We start from the raw sequence: 19,988 nt of genomic DNA, 5'->3' as shown, positions 1-19,988 counted from the left end.
CTACGGCCGCAGCACGATCTTGCCGTGGGTGTGCCGCTTCTCCAGCTCCTCGAACGCCTCGCGCACCTGCTCCAGCGGGTAGCCGCTGGCGATCGGCACCTCCAGCTCGCCGCGCGCCGCGAGCCGGGCCAGCTCGCCGAGCACGACCGCGCTGGCCGCCGCGCCCTCCCCGTACGTCCGCGCGCCGACCCGGCCCGCGACCTCCCAGTCCCGGATGGTGTTGATCCGGCCGGGGGCCACGCCGAGCTCCACGGCCAGCTCGACGTACCCGGTGCCGTACGTGTCGATGAACGCGTCGACGCCGCCCTCGCCCGCGGCCTGCCGGATCCGCTCCCGCACCCCGTCCCCGTACGCGAGCGGGAGGACGCCCTTCTCCTTGAGCCAGCCGTGGTTCGGCTCGCTCGCGAGGCCGATCACGGTGGCACCGGTGCGGCGGGCGAGCTGCACGGCGAAGGAGCCGACGCCGCCCGCCGCGCCGGACACCACGACCGTGTCGCCGGGCCCGAGGTCCACCGCCCACACACAGGCGTACGCGGTGGACCCGGCGACGTACAGGGAACCGGCCACGTCCCAGTCGAGGCCCTCAGGCTTGTGCACGAGGTGCACGTCGTCGACCGTGACGTACTCGGCGTGGCTGGCCCTGCGGTGCGTGAACCCGACGACCTCGTCGCCCACCGTGAAGTCCCGTACGTGCGAGCCGACGTCGACGACCACACCGGCCAGATCGCTGCCCTGCCCCGAAGGGAACGTGGCCGGCCAGCGCGCGTGCAGGAACCCCGTCCTGATGCTCACCTCACCGGGCTGGATGCCCGCCGCCCGCACCTCGACGAGCACCTGGTCGGCCGCGGGAACGGGCCGGGGCACGTCCTCGACCCGCAGCACATCGATCCCGCCGTACTCGTGAAACCGCACCGCTCGCATCGCACGCCCGTCCTGTCGGCTCAACTCGGATGTGGAGCGGAACACTTGGGAAGGACGGTCTCTTCCCGGCCCGGCACGTCAGCCCGCCGACTCCGCCGCGTGCGGGCTCAGGACGCCCACGCTCACCAGGATGAACAGGGCGATGCCGAGGGCGATCCGGTAGTAGACGAACGGCATGAAGCTGCGCGTCGAGATGAACTTCATCAGCCAGGCGATCACCGCGTAGCCGACGGCGAAGGCGATCAGCGTCGCGAAGATCGTGGGCCCCCAGGAGACATGGCCGCCCTCGCCCGCGTCCTTCAGCTCGAAGACACCGGACGCGAGGACCGCCGGGATCGCCAGGAGGAACGAGTAACGGGCCGCCGACTCCCGGGTGTAGCCGAGGAACAGGCCGCCGCTGATCGTGGCGCCCGAGCGGGAGACGCCGGGGACCAGGGCGAGCGCCTGGCACAGTCCGTAGATCAGGCCGTCCTTGACGTCGAGGTCCTTCAGCTCCTTGCGGGAGCGCGCCGCGCGGTGCCGGCCGCCCGCCTCGTCGCGGGCCGCGAGCCGGTCCGCGACGCCGAGCACCACGCCCATCACGATCAGCGTCGTCGCGGTCAGCCGCAGATCGCGGAACGGGCCCTCGATCTGGTCCTTGAACGTCACGCCGAGCACACCGATCGGGATCGAGCCGACGATCACCAGCCAGCCCATCTGCGCGTCGTGGTCGCCCCGCATCGTTCGGTCGGTGAGGGACCTGAACCACGACGAGACGATCCGCGCGATGTCCTTGCGGAAGTAGATGACGACCGCCGTCTCGGTGCCGAGCTGGGTGATCGCAGTGAACGCGGCGCCGGGGTCGTGCCACCCCGCGAACGCGGCCGTCAGCCGCAGATGGGCGCTGGACGAGATCGGCAGGAACTCGGTGAGCCCCTGGACGAGCCCGAGGATGAACGATTCGAACCAGGACATGAGGTGACTACGCGATCCAGGGTGCTCGGCGGAACCGGCCGCGAAGGCGGGCCGGGCGGGGCGGTGCGTACAACCGTCGCTCCACGCCCGGGTGTTCGCGTGGGGCAGAGTAGCGTTCGAAAGTGAAGCGGACACCACGGGGGAGTGAGCGGAAGGTTTACGCGCCCGGCCGTTGCGCGGCGAGGAGCGCGTCCCCGGTGGGCGTCCGGAAGTAGAGCACCGAGCGGCCCGCGCGGCGCCGCTCGACGAGCCGCGCCTCGTGCAGCACCTTCAGATGCCGGCCCACCGAACCCAGCCCCTGCCCGGTGAGCGCCACCAACTGCGTCGTCGTCAGCGGCTGTTCGAGCAGGACGAGCACCTGGGCGCGGGCCGTGCCGACGAGTGCGGCGAGGCCGTCGGGCGGCGTCGTCCGGCCGGCGTCCGCGAGGGTGCCGGCGCACGGGTACACCAGCGCGTACCGGTCCACGCGCGGTCCTTCGGGCCACGACACCCAGCCCTGTTTCGGAGTGACCGGGACGAACAGGAGCTGTGCGCCCGCGAGATCGCGCGGCGGATGGTCGTGCGCGTTGATCCGGAGCAGGCCGTCGCCGAGCCAGCGCATCGTGGGCCGCATCCCGCCGAACGCCGCCGCCCAGCCGCCGCGCGTCAACTCCCGGGTCCTGGCGACGACATCCGCCTCGATGATCCGGCGGCGGCGCGGCCACTCCGGAAGCACCGTCTCCCACCACACCCACGCGAGCACGTCCGCAGCGCGCTCCGCCAGGTCGTCCGCGTCCGCGAGCGCGCGGGGCAGCGGGCCCGGCGAGGACACCGCGAGATGCGCGCGCACCACGTCGGGCGGTGTGGCGCGGATCCGGGCGAGGCCGTCCGCCAGATCGTCCTCGCGGACGCCGTCCGGGGTCGGCGTCAGGAAGTCGGCGATCCAGTGCGCGCCGAAACCGGCGTCGAGCAGCAGCGCCGTCACGGGGTCCGCGGCGAGCCGCGCCCGGTAGGCCGGCAGATGGGCGTCGAGCCAGCGCCGCTCCCCGGGGTGCGCGGCGACCGGGTCCGCCAGCTTCCGCAGGCTCGCGGTCGCCTCGCCGAGCCGCGACACGACGAACCGGCTGCCCGCGAGCGTGTCCGCCCCGACCCGCCACACCCCCACGCCTCTTCGCCTCCCGCCCCATGCCCCGTCGTTTCGCAGGTGCGCGAAACATTAACGCCCGCCGGCGCGCACGCCCCAGCCTCCCCGCATGCACACCTACCGGGACCTGTTCCGCACGCCCGCCTTCACCGCCCTCTTCGGCGCCGCCTCGCTCCAGGTCGCGGGGCAGACCGTCGGAGGGCTCGCGCTCGGCTCGCTCGTGTACGCGTCGACCGGGTCGCCGCTGCTGTCCGCGCTCGCCATGTTCGGCCCTTCGCTGGCCCAGGTCGTGGGCGCCCTCACGCTGCTGTCCGCCGCCGACCGGCTGCCGCCGCGCGCCGCGCTCGCGGGCCTCGCGCTCTTCCTCGGCCTGGCCACCGCCGTACAGGCGACGCCGGGTCTTCCGACGGCCGCGGCGCTCGCGCTCGTCATCGCCCAGGGCGTGCCCGCCGCGCTCGGCGGCGGCGTCCGCTACGGGCTGCTCACCGAGATCCTGTCCCGCGACGGCTATCTGCTCGGCCGGTCCGTGCTCAACATGAGCGCGGGCGTCTGCCAGATCCTCGGCTACGCGCTCGGCGGGCTGCTCGTCGCCGTCCTGTCGCCGCGCGGCACCCTCCTCGTCGCCGCGTCCCTCTACGCACTCGCCGCCCTCGTCGCCCGCGCCGGACTGCCCCGGCGCCCACCCCGCGCGGCCGGACGCCCGTCCCCACGCGAGACGATGCGCGGCAACGCCGCCCTGTGGTCATCGGTCCCGCGCCGCTACGTGTACCTCGCGCTGTGGGTGCCCAACGGCCTGATCGTCGGCTGCGAGGCGCTGTTCGTCCCGTACGACCCCGGGCACGCGGGCGTCCTGTTCGCGGGCGCCGCCCTCGGCATGCTCGCCGGGGACGTGCTCACCGGCCGCCTCCTGCCGCCCCGTCTGCGGGCCCGGCTCGCCGCGCCGCTGCGGCTGCTGCTGGCCGCCCCGTACCTGGTGTTCGCGCTGCGGCCCGGTCTGCCGTACGCCGTGGCCGCCGTCGCGCTCGCGTCGGTCGGCTTCTCCGCGAGCCTGCTGCTCCAGGAACGGCTCATGGCGCTGACCCCGGAGACGTCGAGCGGGCACGCGCTCGGCCTGCACACGGCGGGCATGCTCACGACGCAGGGCCTCGGCGCCGTCCTCGCGGGCGGCATCGCCCAGGCGACCTCACCCGCGACCGCGATGACGGTGCTCGCCGCGGCCTCCGTCGCGGTGACGCTGCGCCTCGGCAGGGGACTGCGGGGCGAACCCGTCAGTCCGACGTCCGCTTCCCCAGGTGGTGACGCTTGCACCACGCCACGACCGCGCCCGCGCACCCCGTGACGACGATGAAGCCCATCGCGATCAGGAAGACGGGCGACGTGGGCGTCGACGCGCGGGCGCCCGCCACCACGTACGCCGCCGTGTTCGGGATCGAGCCGAGCGCCGTCGCCAGCAGGAAGGGGACGATGCTCATCCTCGAGATCGACGCGCAGTAGTTCGCCGCCCAGAACGGGATGCCGGGGAACAGCCTGGCCGCCAGCATCGACCGGAACGCGTGCTCGCTCAGCTGCCCGTCCGCCGCCTTCAGCCAGCGCCCGCGCAGCAGCGGCCGCAGCGCGTCCTGACCGAGCACCCGGCCCAGTACGAAGGCGAGCCCGGCGCCGAGCGTCGTCCCCGCGATCGCGCCCGCGAGCCCCAGCTGGGAGCCGAACAGCGCGCCCGCCGCCAGATTGAGCAGCGGCCTCGGCACGAACGCGACCGTGCACACCCCGTACGCCACCGCGAACAGGACGACCGCCGCCGCCCCGTTCACCTGCGGCGGCCAGCCCTGCGTGAGCAGCCGCTGCGGCTCGAAGAGCAGCACGCACGTCGCACCCGCGGCCAGCAGCATCACAAGCAGCGACAGCCGCGACCACGGCGACAGCAGGGCCTGGCCGCAACGGGCGGCGAACCCGGCGGGACGGGCGGGGACGGTCTCGAACATCCGGGGAGACTAACCGACCCCCACATAAGATCGCCGTAGGTTGTGTCTCACTTTCCCGGCTCTTGCCCCAGTTGCGAGGAGCGTCACGTGCCCGCCACCGCGCCGCCGCCGAGCGTTCTCGCCGACACCCTCCTCGCCCGGCTCCCCGAGGTGTACGGGGCGGCGGCCGACCCGGAGCGGGCGGCAAACATGCGCGCGTACATGAAGGACGTGGCGCCCTTCCTCGGCCTCGCGTCCCCCGTCCGCAGGGAGCTGAGCCGGACCGTGCTCGCGGGCACGGCGCGCCCCGACGAGCGGGACCTCACCGCCGTCGCGCTGCGCTGCTGGGCGCTGCCCGAGCGGGAGTACGCCTACTTCGCGATCGACGTCCTGCGCCGCCACGTCACCGCCTTGACCTCCGGCTTCCTGCCCGTCGCGCGCGAGCTGATCACGACCGTGCCGTGGTGGGACACCGTCGACCACCTGGCCGCGCACATCGTCGGCGGGCTCGTCGCCGCCGACCCCGCACTGCGCGCCGACATGGACGCGTGGATCGAGGACGACGACCTGTGGGTCGTCAGGACCGCCCTCCTCCACCAGCTGCGCCACAAGGACGCCACCGACACCGACCGGCTCTTCGCCTACTGCCTGCGCCGCTCCGACCACCCCGACTTCTTCGTCCGCAAGGCCATCGGCTGGGCGCTGCGCGAGTACGCGAAGACCGACGCCGACGCCGTACGGTCCTTCGTCGCCGCCCACCGCGACGCCCTCTCCCCGCTCTCCGTGCGCGAGGCCCTGAAGAACATCGGAGCGTAAGTCCCGCCGGGCGCGCGGAAAATGAGTCGACGCGCGGCGCCCCGTCGGAGAGGATCTGCCTCATGTTCCGGCACGCCTTCATCGCAGCTACGCCCGCAGTCGCGGGCGCTGCTCGGGCTGCCGCTCTCCTGATCGCCGCAGCAGCAGACGGCGCGCGAAGCTGACCCTCTCCGGACATTCCGGCGGACCCCGCAGGGGGAGGGTCGGTCCGGCTCAGGGGTCCCCGCCTCGGCACCAGGAGGCTTCACTTTTCTTGTTCCGGAAAGGAACACGGCCAGCCATGCCCAAGACGGCATACGTGCGCACCAAGCCGCACCTCAACATCGGCACCATGGGTCACGTCGACCACGGCAAGACGACCCTGACCGCCGCCATCACCAAGGTCCTCGCCGAGCGCGGCGCCGACAGCGGTACCCAGTACGTCTCCTTCGACCGCATCGACAAGGCGCCCGAGGAGGCCCAGCGCGGCATCACCATCAACATCGCACACGTCGAGTACGAGACCGACACCCGGCACTACGCGCACGTGGACATGCCGGGCCACGCCGACTACGTCAAGAACATGGTCACCGGCGCCGCCCAGCTCGACGGGGCGATCCTCGTCGTCTCCGCGCTCGACGGGATCATGCCGCAGACCGCCGAGCACGTGCTGCTCGCCCGGCAAGTGGGCGTAGACCACATCGTCGTCGCGATCAACAAGGCGGACGCAGGCGACGAAGAGCTCACCGACCTCGTCGAGCTCGAGGTCCGCGAGCTGCTCTCCGCGCACGGCTACGGCGGCGACTCCGTGCCGGTCGTCCGGGTCTCCGGGCTCAAGGCCCTGGAGGGCGACCCGCGGTGGACGGCGTCCGTGGAGGCGCTGCTCGACGCCGTGGACACGTACGTGCCGATGCCCGAGCGGTACGTGGACGCGCCGTTCCTGCTGTCGGTCGAGAACGTGATGACCATCAGCGGACGCGGCACCGTCGTCACCGGCGCCGTCGAGCGCGGCCGGATCCGGGTCGGCGACCGGGTGCGGGTGTACGGGCCCGTCGAGGAGGTGGAGACGGTGGTCACCGGCGTCGAGACCTTCGGCAAGCCGATGGAGGAGGCGCAGGCGGGGGACAACGTGGCGCTGCTCCTGCGCGGAGTGGCCCGCGACGCGGTGCGCCGCGGCCACGTCGTCGCCGAGCCGGGCAGCGTGCGCCCCGCCCGCCGCTTCACGGCGCAGGTGTACGTCCTGTCGGCGGCGGAGGGCGGCCGTGCCACGCCGCTGTCCACCGGGTACCGGCCGCAGTTCTACCTGCGCACGGCGGACGTGGTCGGGGACGTCGACCTCGGCGACGCGGCCGTCGCGCGGCCCGGCGACACCGTCACGATGACGGTCGAGCTCGGCCGTGACGTGCCGCTGGAGGCCGGGCTCGGCTTCGCGATCCGCGAGGGCGGGCGCACCGTCGGCGCGGGCACGGTGACCGCCGTGGAGTGAGACGGGGGAGGGGCCGGGACCGTACGGGTTCCGGCCCCGACCCGGCACAATGTGCGGGTGACCGAACCCGAGCCGATACCCGTCACCCGCGACGTCGACCACGGCACCGCCAAACTGCTGCCCGACGTGGACCGCAGGCGGGCCTGGCTGCTCACGGTGGACGGGGCGCCCCAGTCGTACGTCGACCTGGACGACCCCACCCACCTGGAGTTCGAGTACGCGCGCCGGCTCGGCCACGTCCTCGACGGCCTCGGCGAGGAGGGCGCCCCACTCGACGTGCTGCACCTGGGCGGTGGGGCGCTGACCCTGCCCCGGTACGTCGCCGCCACCAGGCCCGGATCGCGGCAGCAGGTCGTCGAGGCGGACTGCGGGCTGCTGGCGCTCGTCGCCGAACATCTGCCGCTGCCGGAGGGCTCGGGCATCGGCGTGCACGGCGCCGACGCGCGGGCCTGGCTGGAGTCGGCGCCCGACGCCTCGGCCGATGTGCTGGTGGGCGACGTGTTCGGCGGCTCCCGGGTCCCCGCGAGCTTCACGACTCTCGCGTACGCGCGTCAGGTGGCGCGGGTGCTGCGGCCCGGCGGGACGTACGCGGCGAACCTCGCGGACGGCGCGCCCTTCGCGTTCCTGCGCTCGCAACTGGCCACGTTCCTTGCCGTGTTCCCGCACGTCGCGCTGGTCGCGGAGCCCGCGGTACTGCGGGGCAGGCGGTTCGGCAACGCGGTGCTGCTCGCGTCCCGCGAGGAGCTGGAGGTGGCGGAGCTGGCCCGGCGCACGGCCCGCGACGCGTTCCCGGCGCGCGTGGAGCACGGCGCCGCGCTGCGCCGCTTCGTGGGCGAAGCGAAGCCGGTGGCGGACGCGGACGCGGTCGAATCGCCGGAGCCGCCGGGCGGCTCGTTCAGCGTGGGGTGACCTCGGCCTGCGGTGTCCCGCCGCCCTCGGCGACCTTGCCGCCGTCCTCCGGGGCGCGCCGCCGCAGGTGCCGTACGTCGGGCACGAAGAGCACGGCCGACGTCGCCACGACGACGAGCGCCGCGCAGCCCCACAGCGAGGCCGTCCGCCCGAACGCGGACTCCGCGGGCCCGGCGAGCGCCGTCGCGAGCGGCACCATCGCCACGGAGCCGAACCAGTCGTAGGCCGACACCCGGGACAGCTTCTCCTCCGGGATCTCCTGGTGCAGGGCGGTGATCCAGGAGACGCCGAAGATCTCGATGGTGACGCCGCTGACGAACATGACCGCGATCAGCACGCCGAGCGGCACGGGGACCGCGAGCGCCGCCGACGGCAGGGCGAGCGAGAACACCGAGAGCGTCGCCGCGAACAGCAGCCGCTGCGGCTTCCAGCGCATCATCAGCAGGCCGCCGAGGATCGTGCCCACGCCGAACGCGCCGAGCGCGAGACCCCAGGGGCCCGCCCCGCCCAGTTCGTCGCGCGCCACCAGCGGGCCGAACACCGACTCGGCGGCGCCCACCACGGCGACCACGACCGCGAACTGGGCGACGATCGTCCACAGCCACGGGCGCCCGATGAACTCCCGCCAGCCGTCCCGCATGTCGGCGAGCAGCCCGCCGCCGGGCTCGCGCGGCGGTATGTGCTTGACGTCGAGGAACATCCGCAGCGCGCCCGCGACCAGGAACGCCGCCGCGTCGACGGCGAGCACCCAGCCCGGCCCGATGGCCGCGACCAGCGCACCGCCGAGCGCGGCGCCGCCCACGCCGGCCCCCGACATGCCCATCCGGAACAGGGCGAAGGCGCGGCTGGCCTGCTCGCCGGTGACGGAGGCCATGAGCATGCCCTCGGCGGCGGGGTTGAAGAAGGCCTGCCCGGTGCCGCCGAGCGCGCTCAGCGCCATCATCTGCCACAGCTTCGGATCGCCCTGGAGCACGATCAGCGCGAAGGCGCCCTGGGACACGAAGTTCAGGGCGTTTGCCGCGACCATCACGTGGTGGCGCGGAAGCCGGTCCGCGACGGCGCCGCCGACCAGCAGGAACACCACGAGGAACAGCGTGCGGGCCGCCGCCACCAGGCCGACGTCGCCGCCGTCGCCGCCCGCTTCGAGGACGGCGAACGCGGAGGCGATCAGCGCGCCGTGCGCGCCGAGCGTCGTGACGACCGCCGAGACGGAGAGCAGCGTGTAGTTCCGTCCGGCCCACGCGGGTCGCAGGCGGGGGCGCTTCGGTTCGGCGGCGTCGGCAGAGGTCACGGAGGGACTATCGCCGCCCGCGACCGAATCGACAAACCGTTTCCGCGGAGACCGGGGGATTGGTCGGCCGATGTTCCGAATCTGCGGTTTGTCCGTGCCGCACACGGGGATGGCCAAGCTTGCTACTGGTGGGTAACATTCGGGCATGAGCGCAGATCAGATGTCCATCGGCGAGATGCTCGCCGCCACGGTGCCGATGGCCCGCACCCTGAACCTCGAGTTCCACGAGACGACGCCCGAGAAGGCGGTCCTCTCGCTGCCCGACCAGGCCGAGTACCACAACCACGTCGGCGGACCGCACGCCGGTGCGATGTTCACGCTCGGCGAGTCCGCGAGCGGCGCCATCGTGCTCGCCGCCTTCGGCGACCAGCTCTCCCGCGCCGTGCCGCTCGCCGTGAGTGCCGACATCGCGTACAAGAAGCTGGCGATGGGCCCGGTCACCGCCACCGCGACGCTCGGCCGTCCGATCGCCGACGTGGTCGCCGAGCTGGACGCGGGGCAGCGCCCCGAGTTCCCGGTGAGCATCGCGATCACCCGCGAGGACGGGGCCGTGACCGGCGAGATGACCGTCCTCTGGACGCTGCGTCCCAACAGCTGAACCGTCCGCACCGTGCGAGGGGCGCCGACCGATTCCGGTCGGCGCTCCTCGCGTTTCTCGTTCGATCCATTGACACGAGTCAATGACGGTCATAGTTTCCGCTTCGGTTTTGCGGTGTCTAACGATGCGTCAAGTCCGTTTTGTCGCACAGTGCGTTTAGTGCTCGAACGCAACGAGGAGAGACAGCCCATGCCCCACAGCGGAAACAGCGCGGACGGAGTCTCCAGACGCGCGGCCCTGCGCCGGATGGGCGGCGCGATCATGGTCGCGGCCGCCGTCACCACCGGCCTCCCGAGCCCCGCCCGAGCGGCGGCCCCGCCCGCCCGTGGCGCGGGACCGCGCGTCGAGTCCCTGCTCGGCCGGCTCACGCTCGACGAGAAGCTCACCTTCCTGCACGGCGCCGACGACCCGCACGACCTGGGCCAGGCCGGCTACGTCCCCGGCGTCCCCCGCCTCGGCATCCCGCCGCTGCGCCTCGCCGACGGTCCCGCAGGCGTCCGCGTCACCAAGCACGCCACGGCGCTGCCCGCCCCCGTCCTGCTCGCCGCCACCTTCGACCCGGCGCTCGCCCGCCGCTACGGCGAGGTCATCGGCCGCGAGGGCCGGGCGCTCGGCCAGGACGTGCTGCTGTCGCCGATGGTCAACCTGATCCGCACCCCGTACGCGGGCCGCAACTTCGAGACGTTCTCCGAGGACCCGCTGCTCTCCGCCGACATGGTCACCGAGGAGATCCGCGGCATCCAGGGCCAAGGGCTGATCGCCACCGTCAAGCACTTCGCGCTCAACAACCAGGAGAAGAACCGCACCTCGGTCGACGTGCGTGCCGACGAACAGACCATGCACGAACTGGAGCTGCGCGGCTTCGAGGCCGCCGTCGCCGCGGGCGCGGGCTCCGTGATGGGCTCGTACAACAAGGTCGACGGCACATACGCCTGCGAGAACAAGCAGCTGCTCGGCGACATCCTGCGCGACCGGTGGCACTTCGCCGGCTGGGTGATGACCGACTGGTACGCCGCCCACACCACCGTCGCCGCGATGGCCGCCGGGCTCGACATGGAGATGCCGGGCGAGCAGGCGTTCGGCGCCGCGCTCAAGAAAGCCGTCAAGGACGGCACCGTGCCCGAGGCGCAGGTCGACGCGGCGGTGCGGCGGATCCTGACGGTGATGGACCGGTTCGGCCTCCTCGCCGCGAAACCGCCGCCACGGCCCGGCCGGGACGCCGCGGCGGGCGCGGCCGTCGCCCTCGACATCGCCAAGGCGGGCGCCACCCTGCTGCACAACAGGAACCGCACCCTGCCGCTGCCCGCGCACGCCTCCGTCGCCGTCATCGGGCCCACCGGGTACGTGCCGTTCGTCAGCGGCGGCGGCAGCGCGCACGTCGTCCCCGACCACGCCGAGAGCCCGTACCAGGCCATCAAGTCCCGGATGCGCCAAGGAGGTTCGGTCGGCTACGCGCTCGGCGCCGACATCTACGGACGGGCCCTGCCCGGCGGCGCCCTCGCACCCGCGGCGGACCTGGAGGAGCGCACGGTCCCGGCCGGGAGGACGTGGACGTACGAGGGGAACCTCACCGTCGACGAGGACGACGCCTGGACCTTCGCCGTCCACTACTCGGGCGAGCGCCCCGAGGTCGTCCTCGACGGCACCGAACTCTTCCCCAAACTGCCGGGCAGCGCCGAGCACTTCAGCGGCGGCCTGGTCGCGGTGGCCCCCGACGGGCTCACGGTGCGCCGCGCGTCCCGCACCCTCGCGGCCGGCCGGCACACGCTCGAGATCACGGCGAAGGGCGGCGCCGAGGGCCAGACGTTCCGGCTGCGCCGGGTGACGGGTGCGACCCGCGCCGACGACGTCGCCGCGGCGGTGCGGGCCGCGCGCGGCGCCGACCACGTGGTGCTCTTCGCGTACGAGGACGCCACCGAGGGCACGGACCGCACCTCGCTCGCGCTGCCCGACCACCAGGAGGCGCTGATCACGGCGGTGGCGCGGGCCAACCCTCGTACGACCGTCGTCCTCAACAGCTCGTCCGCGATCACCATGCCCTGGCTCGACGAGGTCGGCGCCGTGCTCCAGATGTACTACCCGGGCCAGGAGGGCGCCGCCGCCACCGCCGCCGTCCTGTACGGGGACGTCGACCCCGGCGGCCGGCTCACCCAGACCTTCCCGACCTCCGAGGACACGCACCCGATGTCCGGCGACCCTCGCCGCTACCCCGGCGTGAACAAGGTCGAGGAGTACTCGGAGGGCATCCACCTCGGCCACCGCTGGTACGCCGCACAGAATGTCGAACCGCTGTTCCCCTTCGGTCACGGCCTCTCGTACACCACCTTTGCGTACGAGGAATTGGCCGCGCGCTGGACCGGGCGCGCGCTCGACGTCGAGTTCACCGTCCGCAACACCGGGAGCCGGGCGGGCATCGCGGTGCCCCAGGTGTACGTCGGCCCGTCGCCCGACCTCGACGTCGACCAGGCCGTCCGGGTGCTGGGCGGCTACCGGAGGCTCGCCCTGGACGCGGGGGAGCGGCGCCGGGTCACCGTCCGCGTGACGCCCCGGACGCTCTCCTCCTGGGACACGGGACGGCACGACTGGGTCCTCGGCACCGGACGCCGCACCGTATGGCTCGGCGCCTCCGCGGGTGACCTGCGCGGCAGCACGGACGTGACCGTCGGACAGCGGAAGGGGAAGTGACATGAGGCGAGGTCACATACGCACGGTGCTCGCGGCCGTGGTGGCGCTGACCGCCGCGGCCCTCGTGCCCGCGCACGCCGAAGGAAGCGCCGACGGCACGCTCGTGCGCACGGCGTCCGGCTGGGTGCGCGGGCAGCACACCGGCGAGGGGCGGCAGTTCCTCGGCGTCCCGTACGCCGAGCCGCCCGTCGGCGAACTGCGCTGGCGCGAACCGCGTCCCGCCGAGCCCTGGCGGGGCGTGCGCGACGCCACCCGGTTCTCCGACCGCTGCGTGCAGACGTCGAGCTGGGACCCCGGATACGAGCGGCCGACGTACACCGAGGACTGCCTCGACCTGAACGTGTACGCGCCCGACGGATCGGCGGGCAGGCCCGTCATGGTGTGGCTGCACGGTGGCGGGCTCACCGCGGGCGCGGGCGCCGACATCGTCCCCGACACCTTCGCCCGCAGGACCGGCACGGTCGTCGTCACCGTCAACTACCGGCTCGGCGCGATGGGTTTCCTCGCCTCTGCGGGACTCGACGAGCAGGCGTCCGACGGGGTGTCGGGCAACTTCGGGCTCCAGGACCAGCAGCAGGCGCTGCGCTGGGTGCGCGCCAACATCGGCCGCTTCGGCGGCGACCCGGCGCGGGTCACGATCGCCGGAGAGTCGGCGGGCGGCCGCTCGGTCTGCACCCAGCTCGCCTCGCCGACCGGCCGCGGCCTCTTCCGGGCCGGGATCATCCAGTCCGGCGCGTACGGCGACTGCGCGGCCCGCGCGCACGAGGCGGCCGTCGCCGAGGGCGCGAGGTTCGCGGAGAAGGCAGGGTGCGGATCGGCCGCCGACACGGTGGCCTGCCTGCGCGGAAAGTCCGCCAAGGAGATCCTGGAGGCGCAGTCCGGATTCGACTGGGCGCCCGTCGTCGGCGGCGCGTTCCTGCCCGAACAGCCGGCGACCGCCATCGCCGCGGGCCGCTCGGCTCACGTCCCCGTCCTCAACGGCGCCAACAAGGACGAGGGCACCCTCTTCGCCTACGGCGCGTACGACGGCCAGGGCACACCCCTCACCGCGGAGGCGTACCCGAAGGCCCTCACCGACACCTTCGGCAAGGCGACGGGCGAGAAGGCCCTGCGCGCCTACCCCCTCGCCTCCTACGCCTCGCCCACCCACGCCTACGCCGCCGCCCAGGGCGACCAGCTCATGGCCTGCCCGGCGCTCCGCCTCGACCGGCGGCTCGCGGCGAGCGGACCGCCCGTCTACGCGTACGAGTTCGCGGACCGCACCTCGCCCCCGTTCGCCTCGATCCGGGAGGCCGGCCGGACCTTCGACTTCGGTGCCACCCACGTCAACGAGGTCCAGTACCTCTTCAAGCACTTCGGGCTCGACTCGCCGCTCGACACCGAACAGCGGGCGCTCGCCGACCGGATGGTCCGGTACTGGGGCTCCTTCATCAGGGGAGGGGCGCCGCGGGCCGACGGCGCGCCCGCGATGCCCGACCAGCGCCGCGACCCCGGTCACGTGCTGTCACTGAGGACATCGGGTGTGGGCGGGATCACGCTCTCGACGCAGGTTCATCGCGAGCACCACTGCACCTTGTGGGACGCGGCCGCGTCCTAGGGAGCAGGTAGGCTGCCCGGCGTGCGCACACCTGGAGGGGAGCGCACGCCGGGCAACACATTCGGTGGGTAGCGGGAGGCGACGTCGGTGCACGTCCAGGAATGGCTCGACACGATTCCGGCGGTCGCCGTCTACGCCCTGGTGGCCGGCGTGATCGGCCTCGAAAGCCTCGGCATTCCGCTGCCCGGCGAGATCGTGCTGATCTCGGCGGCCCTGCTCTCCTCGCAGCACGGCGACGTCAATCCGGTCGTCCTCGGCGCCTGCGCCAGCGCGGGCGCGGTCGTCGGCGACTCCATCGGGTACGCGATCGGCCGCAAGGGCGGACGCCCGCTGCTCGCGAAGATGGGCCGCAAGTTCCCCAAGCACTTCGGGCCGGGCCATGTGGCCACCGCCGAGCGGTCCTTCGAGAAGTGGGGCATGTGGGCCGTCTTCTTCGGCCGGTTCATCGCCCTGCTCCGCATCTTCGCGGGCCCGCTCGCCGGCGTCCTGCACATGCCGTACTGGAAGTTCCTCACGGCGAACCTGCTGGGCGGCGTCGTCTGGGCGGGCGGCACGACCGCGGTCATCTACTACGTGGGCGTGGTCGCGGAGGAGTGGCTCAAGAAGTTCTCCTACGTGGGCCTCGGCATCGCCGTCCTCATCGGCCTGGCCTCCATGCTGATCGTGAAGCGCAGGGCGGCGAAGATGGCGGCGGAGCACGAGGCCGCGGAGGCGGAGCCCGAACCCGCTCAGTGACCCCGCCCCGGCCGACGTCTACGCGTGCGCGGCCCGGTGCGCCTTGGCCAGCTCCACGTAGTGCGTTCCGTTGAGCGTCACGACCTCCCGCTCCTCAGCGGACAGCTCCCGCTTGACCTTCGCGGGCACCCCCGCCACGAGCGAACCCGGCGGAACCACCATCCCCTGCGGCACCAGCGCGTTCGCCGCGACCAGCGAACCCGCCCCGATCACCGCGCCGTTGAGCACCGTCGCGCCCATCCCGATGAGGCAGTCGTCCTCCACGGTGCAGCCGTGCAGCACCGCGTTGTGCCCGACGGAGACCCGCTCGCCGATGGTCGCGGGGAACCCGAGGTCGACGTGGACCGTGCAGTTGTCCTGGATGTTGCTGTCGGCGCCGAGAGTGATCGGCTCGAACTCGGCGCGCAGCACCGCGCCGTACCAGACGCTCGCGCCGGGGCGCAGCGTGACGTCGCCGACCAGCACGGACGCCGGGGCGACGAACGCCTCCGGGGCCACGTTCGGTTCCTTGCCGTTGATGCCGGTGACGAGCGGCTCGTGGGACATGCGGTCGGTGCTCCCTAGCTGTCGTACGTACGTGGATCATGCATGGGTCGTGCCGGAGCGAACCGTACCCGTGGGGCGAAGATCACAGGTCACCGAGGTGGGGGCCGACGATACGCGTGGGTAACGTGACGCCGTGCCGATGAAGCGGAACGACAAGGGTGGGCTCGGCCACCGGCTGGTGCAGGCCGGTTGGCGCTGGGCGCAGCGCAAGGGCGCGGTCACCGCGCGGCAGCCGGGCGGGCACCGGTTCGGCGCGATCGGGCACGGCACGAAGCTGGCGTTCCCGCAGGGCACGGTGTTCGGCGAACCGTGGATCCGGCTCGGCGCGCACTGCATCATCGGCGAGCAGGTGACGCTGACGGCGGGCCTGATGCCGGACCTGGACCTCGGCCCCGACCCGATCCTGACGATCGGCGACGGCGTCGTGATCGGCCGCGGCAGCCATGTCATCGCCGACACCACCGTGACCATCGGCAGCGACGTCTACATGGGCCCGTACGTCTACATCACCTCCACCAACCACTCGTACGACGATCCGCACGAGCCCATCGGCAAGCAGTGGCCGCGGATGGAACCGGTCGAGATCGGCCCCGGCTGCTGGATCGGCACCGGCGCCGTGATCCTGCCCGGAGCCCGCATCGGCCGGAACGTGGTGGTCGCCGCCGGGGCCGTGGTGCGCGGCGAGGTGCCCGACCACGCGGTGGTCGCGGGCGCCCCCGCACGCGTCGTGCGCAGCTGGGACGCGGAGTCCGGCTGGCAGCCACCGCTGCGCACACCGGCGCCGCGGGCGATACCCGAGGGGGTCACGCCCGACCAACTGCTCGCTCTGTCCGAACTCGACGACGACGCCTGGGACACTGAACCCCGGACCGGATAGATGTAGCGAGCAATCAGGGAAGCCGTGGACACGAGCGAGACGAGAGACGACAGCAGGCCGAGCGACGGGGAGACGACGGCGGAGGCCAAGCCGCGCGGCTGGCGGCGCTGGGCGATGGACACCCGGCCGCTGCGCATCCCCGCCTACCGCAGGCTGTGGTCGTCGACCATCGTCACGGCCGTCGGCAGCCAGCTCACCGCCGTCGCCGTGCCGAAGCAGATCTTCGACATCACCGGCTCGTCGGCGTGGGTCGGCGCCGCGAGCATGGCGGGGCTCGTGCCGCTCATCGTGTTCGCGCTGTGGGGCGGCGCCATCGCCGACCACATGGACCGCCGCAAGCTCCTCCTGATCACCAACAGCGGCATCGCCGTGACCTCGGTGCTCTTCTGGCTGCAGGCGATATCCGGGCTCGACTCGGTGGCCGTGCTCATGGTGCTGCTCGCGATGCAGCAGGCGTTCTGGGGGCTCAACGCGCCCGCGCGGAACGCGTCGATCGCGCGGCTCGTGCCGGAGAGCCAACTGGCGGCGGCGAACGCGCTCGGCTCCACGGTGATGCAGACAGGACAGGTGGTCGGCCCCCTCCTGGCGGGCGTCCTCATCCCGGTGATCGGGCTGCCGGAGCTGTACCTGATCGACGCGCTGGCGCTCTGCGTCACCGTGTGGGCCGTGTACCGGCTGCCGTCGCTGCCCCCGCTCGCGGCGGCGACGAAGAAGATCGCGGGAGTGCGGGCGATCGTCGACGGCTTCCGCTACATGTCCACGCACAAGGTGCTGCTGCTGTCGTTCCTCGCGGACATCATCGCGATGGTGTTCGGCATGCCGCGCGCACTGTTCCCGCAGCTCGCGGCGGAGACGTACGCGCCGTACGGGGAAGGGCTCGCGCTCGGCCTGCTGTTCGCGGCGATCCCGATCGGCGCGGTGGTCGGCGGGCTGTTCTCGGGAACGTTCTCGCGGGCCGAGCGGCACGGCTGGATGGTCATCGGGGCGATCGTGGCGTGGGGCCTCGCGATCACCGGATTCGGCCTGAGCGACAGCCTGTGGCTCGCGGTCGTCTTCCTCGCGGTGGCCGGGGTGGCGGACATGGTGTCGATGGTGTTCCGCGGGGCGATCCTCCTCTCGGCCGCGACGGACGAGATGCGCGGCCGCATGCAGGGCGTGTTCACCGTGGTGGTCGCGGGCGGCCCCCGCCTGGCCGACGTCCTCCACGGCACGGCGGGCTCCACCTTCGGCCCCCAGCAGGCGGTGGCGGGCGGCGGAGTCCTGGTGGTCGTCACGATGCTCGCCCTGGCCTTCGCGGTGCCCGCGCTGCGGCGGTACCGCGTCTGAGGCGCTGCGCGCACCGTCACCCGGCAGCCAGCAGCACGCTCCCGACCACGGCGAGCCCTGCCCCGGCGGCCTGCACCACGCGCAACCGCTCCCTGAGCACACCCCGCGCCGCCACCGCCGTGACCACCGGATACAGCGACGCCAGCACCGCCGCCACGGTGACAGGACCCCGCTGCGCGGCGATCGCGTACGTCCCGTTGGCCGCCACGTCCGCGAGCCCGACGAACGCGAGCGCCGGCAGCGCGGCCCGCACGACCCGCCACCCGCCGTCCTGCGGCAGCACCCGCCCGCCCCGCCGCGCGGACACGTACAGCGCGGCCCCGCCCGCCACGACGTTCGTCACCCGCTGCACGAACAGCGCGAGGAAGAGCCCGGTCACCGTCGTCGACGCCTCCGCGATCAGCGCCATCACGGCCCCGAAGCCGAACGCCGCAAGCAGCGTGAGCAGCACCGCCTGCCGCTGCACGGGCGCCCCCGTGAACTGCGGACCGCCCGCGAGCACCACGCCCACGACGGCGACCAGGATGCCCGCGAACTGGAGCACTCCCGGCCGCTCCCCGAGCACGAGCCCGACCCCGACCGGCACCGCGACGCCGATCGAGCCGAGCGGCGAGACGACCCCCATCGGCCCGAGCGCGAGCGCCTTGTAGAAGGCGAGCATGGCGACGGGCCCGACGAGCCCCGCCGCGACGGCGAACCACAGCTTCGGCCCGGCCTCGGAGAACGCGCCCGTGGCGGCGACGACGACACCGAGCACCGCCACCGCGATCGACTGGGAGACGACCACCACGGTCAGCGCGGGCGTACGTCGCGTCAGCAGCCCGCCGCCGAAGTCGGCCAGGCCCCACATGAGGCTCGTGACCAGGGCGAAGAGTGCTGTCATGACGGACCTCGCAGTACAGTTTGCTGGACGCTTTGGTGCACCACACCGTAGTCCAACAAGCTGAACCACGTCACCCAAGATATTGCACTGCACCCCGACCCAGGACGGAACGTGTCGGACCTCGACCTCCTGAACCAGGCGCTCGCGCGCAACGTCAAGCACTGGCGCGCCGAGCGCGGCTTCACCCTCGACGCGCTGGCCGCCCGGGCGGGCGTCAGCCGCGGCATGCTCATCCAGATCGAGCAGGCCCGCACGAACCCCAGCATCGGCACCGTCGTCAAGATCGGCGACGCGCTCGGCGTCAGCATCACCACGCTGCTCGACTACGAGCAGGGCCCCAACGTCCGCATCGTCACCGCCGACCAGGCCGTCCGCCTCTGGCACACGGACGCCGGCAGCTACAACCGGCTGCTCGCCGGGACCGAGGCGCAGGGCCCGCTGGAGATGTGGGACTGGCACCTCGTGCCCGGAGAGGGCAGCGACTCGGACCCGCACCCGCAGGGCACCTTCGAGCTGGTCCATGTCACGGCGGGGGAGCTGACCCTGGTCGTGGACGGCGTCGCGCACGCGGTCCCCGCGGGGGCGAGCGTCTCGTTCGAGGCGAGCACCCCCCACACGTACCGCAACGACGGGGCCGAGGCCGTCGAGATGATCATGGCCGTGTCGGTGCCTTTCGTACGCTGAGACGCCCGTCTCCCGTGCGCGCGGCGGCTGTTAGCGTGCCGCCATGCGCGCACCCATCGGCACCTTCGACCATGTACTGCCCGCCCCCGAGGCCCTCGACCTGCTCACCCGGCCGGTCGCCGACGCCGTCCGCGACTGGCGCGGCACCGTGCCGGCCCGCGACCTGATCCACGTCGACACCGACCCCGCGTGGGCGGACACGGCGACGTTCGTCGAGCACTACGGGCCCGAACTCCTCGAGTCGTCCGCCAACTGCGTCGTCGTCGCGGGCAAGCGCGGCGGCGAGACCACCCTCGCGGCCTGCGTGGTCCTGTCCGCGACGAAGGTCGACGTCAACGGCGCGGTGCGCCGCCAACTCGGCGCCCGCAAGGCGTCGTTCGCCCCTATGGACACCGCGACCGGCGAGTCCGGCATGGAGTACGGCGGCATCACCCCGATCGGCCTGCCCGCCGACTGGCCGATCCTGGTGGACGCGGCCGTCGTCGACCTGCCCCACGTCCTCATCGGCAGCGGTACACGGCGCGGCAAACTCATCGTCCCCGGCAAGGCCCTCACCGAACTCCCGGGCGCGGTCGTGGTGGAGGGCCTGGGCGTCGCCGTCTGAGGCGCCGGGCCCC

19 protein-coding genes are annotated in these 19,988 nt (G+C 73.1%); 12 read left to right on the top strand and 7 right to left on the bottom strand.

What is annotated here, in order from left to right; genetic code table 11:
• From ACTWJ8_RS08230 to ACTWJ8_RS08220, 3 genes are all read right to left on the bottom strand, one after another.
• Window positions 1-921, bottom strand: coding sequence for an NADP-dependent oxidoreductase (locus ACTWJ8_RS08230; protein WP_443263464.1), 921 nt, complete (start codon window positions 919-921; stop codon window positions 1-3).
• A 78-nt stretch (window positions 922-999) separates the two neighbouring features.
• A complete protein-coding gene (locus ACTWJ8_RS08225; RefSeq protein WP_443263463.1) occupies window positions 1,000-1,875 on the bottom strand; it encodes an undecaprenyl-diphosphate phosphatase in 876 nt (291 codons plus the stop codon).
• 157 nt (window positions 1,876-2,032) lie between these two features.
• On the bottom strand, window positions 2,033-3,019 hold the full coding sequence (locus ACTWJ8_RS08220; RefSeq protein ID WP_443263462.1) for an ArsR/SmtB family transcription factor: 987 nt from the start codon (window positions 3,017-3,019) through the stop codon (window positions 2,033-2,035).
• Window positions 3,020-3,107: 88 nt separating this feature from the next.
• Between ACTWJ8_RS08220 and ACTWJ8_RS08215 the strand changes: the two genes are divergently transcribed.
• Window positions 3,108-4,337, top strand: a complete 1,230-nt coding sequence (locus ACTWJ8_RS08215) for an MFS transporter (RefSeq protein WP_443263461.1) — start codon at window positions 3,108-3,110, stop codon at window positions 4,335-4,337.
• Here the strand turns inward: ACTWJ8_RS08215 and ACTWJ8_RS08210 are convergent.
• Window positions 4,267-4,980, bottom strand: coding sequence for a TVP38/TMEM64 family protein (locus ACTWJ8_RS08210; protein WP_356382947.1), 714 nt, complete (start codon window positions 4,978-4,980; stop codon window positions 4,267-4,269). The two genes, ACTWJ8_RS08215 and ACTWJ8_RS08210, sit on opposite strands and share 71 nt — an antisense overlap.
• An 87-nt stretch (window positions 4,981-5,067) precedes the next feature.
• Between ACTWJ8_RS08210 and ACTWJ8_RS08205 the strand changes: the two genes are divergently transcribed.
• The 3 genes from ACTWJ8_RS08205 to ACTWJ8_RS08195 all read left to right on the top strand — a co-directional run bounded on the left by ACTWJ8_RS08205 (window position 5,068) and on the right by ACTWJ8_RS08195 (window position 8,149).
• Entirely contained in the window at window positions 5,068-5,775 is a 708-nt protein-coding gene (locus tag ACTWJ8_RS08205; RefSeq protein WP_443263460.1) for a DNA alkylation repair protein, read from the top strand.
• 280 nt (window positions 5,776-6,055) lie between these two features.
• A complete protein-coding gene (gene tuf / locus ACTWJ8_RS08200; protein ID WP_443263459.1) occupies window positions 6,056-7,240 on the top strand; it encodes an elongation factor Tu in 1,185 nt (394 codons plus the stop codon).
• Window positions 7,241-7,297: 57 nt separating this feature from the next.
• Window positions 7,298-8,149: a spermidine synthase gene (locus tag ACTWJ8_RS08195; protein WP_443263458.1), complete on the top strand. Its 852-nt coding sequence runs from the start codon at window positions 7,298-7,300 to the stop codon at window positions 8,147-8,149.
• Here the strand turns inward: ACTWJ8_RS08195 and ACTWJ8_RS08190 are convergent.
• The gene (locus tag ACTWJ8_RS08190) at window positions 8,136-9,440 is read right to left on the bottom strand and encodes an MFS transporter (RefSeq protein ID WP_356382958.1); all 1,305 of its coding nucleotides are present in this window, start codon (window positions 9,438-9,440) and stop codon (window positions 8,136-8,138) included. The two genes, ACTWJ8_RS08195 and ACTWJ8_RS08190, sit on opposite strands and share 14 nt — an antisense overlap.
• Window positions 9,441-9,585: 145 nt before the next feature.
• On the opposite strand from ACTWJ8_RS08190, the gene ACTWJ8_RS08185 reads away from it, so the two are divergent.
• The 4 genes from ACTWJ8_RS08185 (at window position 9,586) to ACTWJ8_RS08170 (ending at window position 15,055) form a co-directional block, all read left to right on the top strand.
• On the top strand, window positions 9,586-10,038 hold the full coding sequence (locus ACTWJ8_RS08185; RefSeq protein ID WP_356382961.1) for a DUF4442 domain-containing protein: 453 nt from the start codon (window positions 9,586-9,588) through the stop codon (window positions 10,036-10,038).
• 189 nt (window positions 10,039-10,227) lie between these two features.
• Window positions 10,228-12,723, top strand: a complete 2,496-nt coding sequence (locus ACTWJ8_RS08180; RefSeq protein WP_443263457.1) for a beta-glucosidase family protein — start codon at window positions 10,228-10,230, stop codon at window positions 12,721-12,723.
• Between the two features lies 1 nt (window position 12,724).
• Window positions 12,725-14,320, top strand: coding sequence for a carboxylesterase/lipase family protein (locus ACTWJ8_RS08175; RefSeq protein WP_443263456.1), 1,596 nt, complete (start codon window positions 12,725-12,727; stop codon window positions 14,318-14,320).
• 87 nt (window positions 14,321-14,407) lie between these two features.
• Window positions 14,408-15,055 carry a DedA family protein gene (locus ACTWJ8_RS08170; protein ID WP_356382969.1) on the top strand — a complete coding sequence of 216 codons (648 nt, stop codon included), beginning with the start codon at window positions 14,408-14,410 and terminating at the stop codon, window positions 15,053-15,055.
• Between the two features lie 18 nt (window positions 15,056-15,073).
• Here the strand turns inward: ACTWJ8_RS08170 and ACTWJ8_RS08165 are convergent, their stop codons facing one another.
• On the bottom strand, window positions 15,074-15,601 hold the full coding sequence (locus ACTWJ8_RS08165; protein WP_443263455.1) for a gamma carbonic anhydrase family protein: 528 nt from the start codon (window positions 15,599-15,601) through the stop codon (window positions 15,074-15,076).
• Window positions 15,602-15,740: 139 nt separating this feature from the next.
• Here ACTWJ8_RS08165 and ACTWJ8_RS08160 point away from each other — a divergent pair, with 139 nt between their 5' ends.
• Both ACTWJ8_RS08160 and ACTWJ8_RS08155 read left to right on the top strand, forming a co-directional pair.
• Window positions 15,741-16,478: an acyltransferase gene (locus ACTWJ8_RS08160; protein ID WP_443264841.1), complete on the top strand. Its 738-nt coding sequence runs from the start codon at window positions 15,741-15,743 to the stop codon at window positions 16,476-16,478.
• A gap of 24 nt (window positions 16,479-16,502) precedes the next feature.
• Complete coding sequence (locus ACTWJ8_RS08155) at window positions 16,503-17,804, top strand: MFS transporter (RefSeq protein ID WP_443263454.1); 1,302 nt, start codon at window positions 16,503-16,505, stop codon at window positions 17,802-17,804.
• Between the two features lie 16 nt (window positions 17,805-17,820).
• Here the strand turns inward: ACTWJ8_RS08155 and ACTWJ8_RS08150 are convergent, their stop codons facing one another.
• Window positions 17,821-18,687 (bottom strand): EamA family transporter, encoded by an 867-nt coding sequence (locus ACTWJ8_RS08150; RefSeq protein ID WP_443263453.1) that lies wholly within the window; start codon window positions 18,685-18,687, stop codon window positions 17,821-17,823.
• 111 nt (window positions 18,688-18,798) lie between these two features.
• Here ACTWJ8_RS08150 and ACTWJ8_RS08145 point away from each other — a divergent pair, with 111 nt between their 5' ends.
• Window positions 18,799-19,371 carry a helix-turn-helix domain-containing protein gene (locus tag ACTWJ8_RS08145; protein WP_443263452.1) on the top strand — a complete coding sequence of 191 codons (573 nt, stop codon included), beginning with the start codon at window positions 18,799-18,801 and terminating at the stop codon, window positions 19,369-19,371.
• A 43-nt stretch (window positions 19,372-19,414) separates the two neighbouring features.
• Window positions 19,415-19,975: a YbaK/EbsC family protein gene (locus ACTWJ8_RS08140; RefSeq protein ID WP_443263451.1), complete on the top strand. Its 561-nt coding sequence runs from the start codon at window positions 19,415-19,417 to the stop codon at window positions 19,973-19,975.
• Window positions 19,976-19,988: the final 13 nt, after the last annotated feature.

The organism is Streptomyces sp. SDT5-1 (assembly GCF_052245995.1).
GTDB lineage: Bacteria > Actinomycetota > Actinomycetes > Streptomycetales > Streptomycetaceae > Streptomyces.
The sequence above is the reverse complement of the archived record's forward strand: the minus strand, read 5'-3'. Positions and strand labels throughout refer to the sequence as shown.

Coding starts and splice junctions, on each gene's coding strand:
- ACTWJ8_RS08230 (WP_443263464.1), bottom strand. CDS start 921: ATGCGAGCGGTGCGGTTTCACGAGTACGGCGGGATCGATGTGCTGCGG.
- ACTWJ8_RS08225 (WP_443263463.1), bottom strand. CDS start 1,875: ATGTCCTGGTTCGAATCGTTCATCCTCGGGCTCGTCCAGGGGCTCACC.
- ACTWJ8_RS08215 (WP_443263461.1), top strand. CDS start 3,108: ATGCACACCTACCGGGACCTGTTCCGCACGCCCGCCTTCACCGCCCTC.
- ACTWJ8_RS08210 (WP_356382947.1), bottom strand. CDS start 4,980: ATGTTCGAGACCGTCCCCGCCCGTCCCGCCGGGTTCGCCGCCCGTTGC.
- tuf (WP_443263459.1), top strand. CDS start 6,056: ATGCCCAAGACGGCATACGTGCGCACCAAGCCGCACCTCAACATCGGC.
- ACTWJ8_RS08185 (WP_356382961.1), top strand. CDS start 9,586: ATGAGCGCAGATCAGATGTCCATCGGCGAGATGCTCGCCGCCACGGTG.
- ACTWJ8_RS08180 (WP_443263457.1), top strand. CDS start 10,228: ATGCCCCACAGCGGAAACAGCGCGGACGGAGTCTCCAGACGCGCGGCC.
- ACTWJ8_RS08175 (WP_443263456.1), top strand. CDS start 12,725: ATGAGGCGAGGTCACATACGCACGGTGCTCGCGGCCGTGGTGGCGCTG.
- ACTWJ8_RS08165 (WP_443263455.1), bottom strand. CDS start 15,601: ATGTCCCACGAGCCGCTCGTCACCGGCATCAACGGCAAGGAACCGAAC.
- ACTWJ8_RS08160 (WP_443264841.1), top strand. CDS start 15,741: ATGAAGCGGAACGACAAGGGTGGGCTCGGCCACCGGCTGGTGCAGGCC.
- ACTWJ8_RS08150 (WP_443263453.1), bottom strand. CDS start 18,687: ATGACAGCACTCTTCGCCCTGGTCACGAGCCTCATGTGGGGCCTGGCC.
- ACTWJ8_RS08140 (WP_443263451.1), top strand. CDS start 19,415: ATGCGCGCACCCATCGGCACCTTCGACCATGTACTGCCCGCCCCCGAG.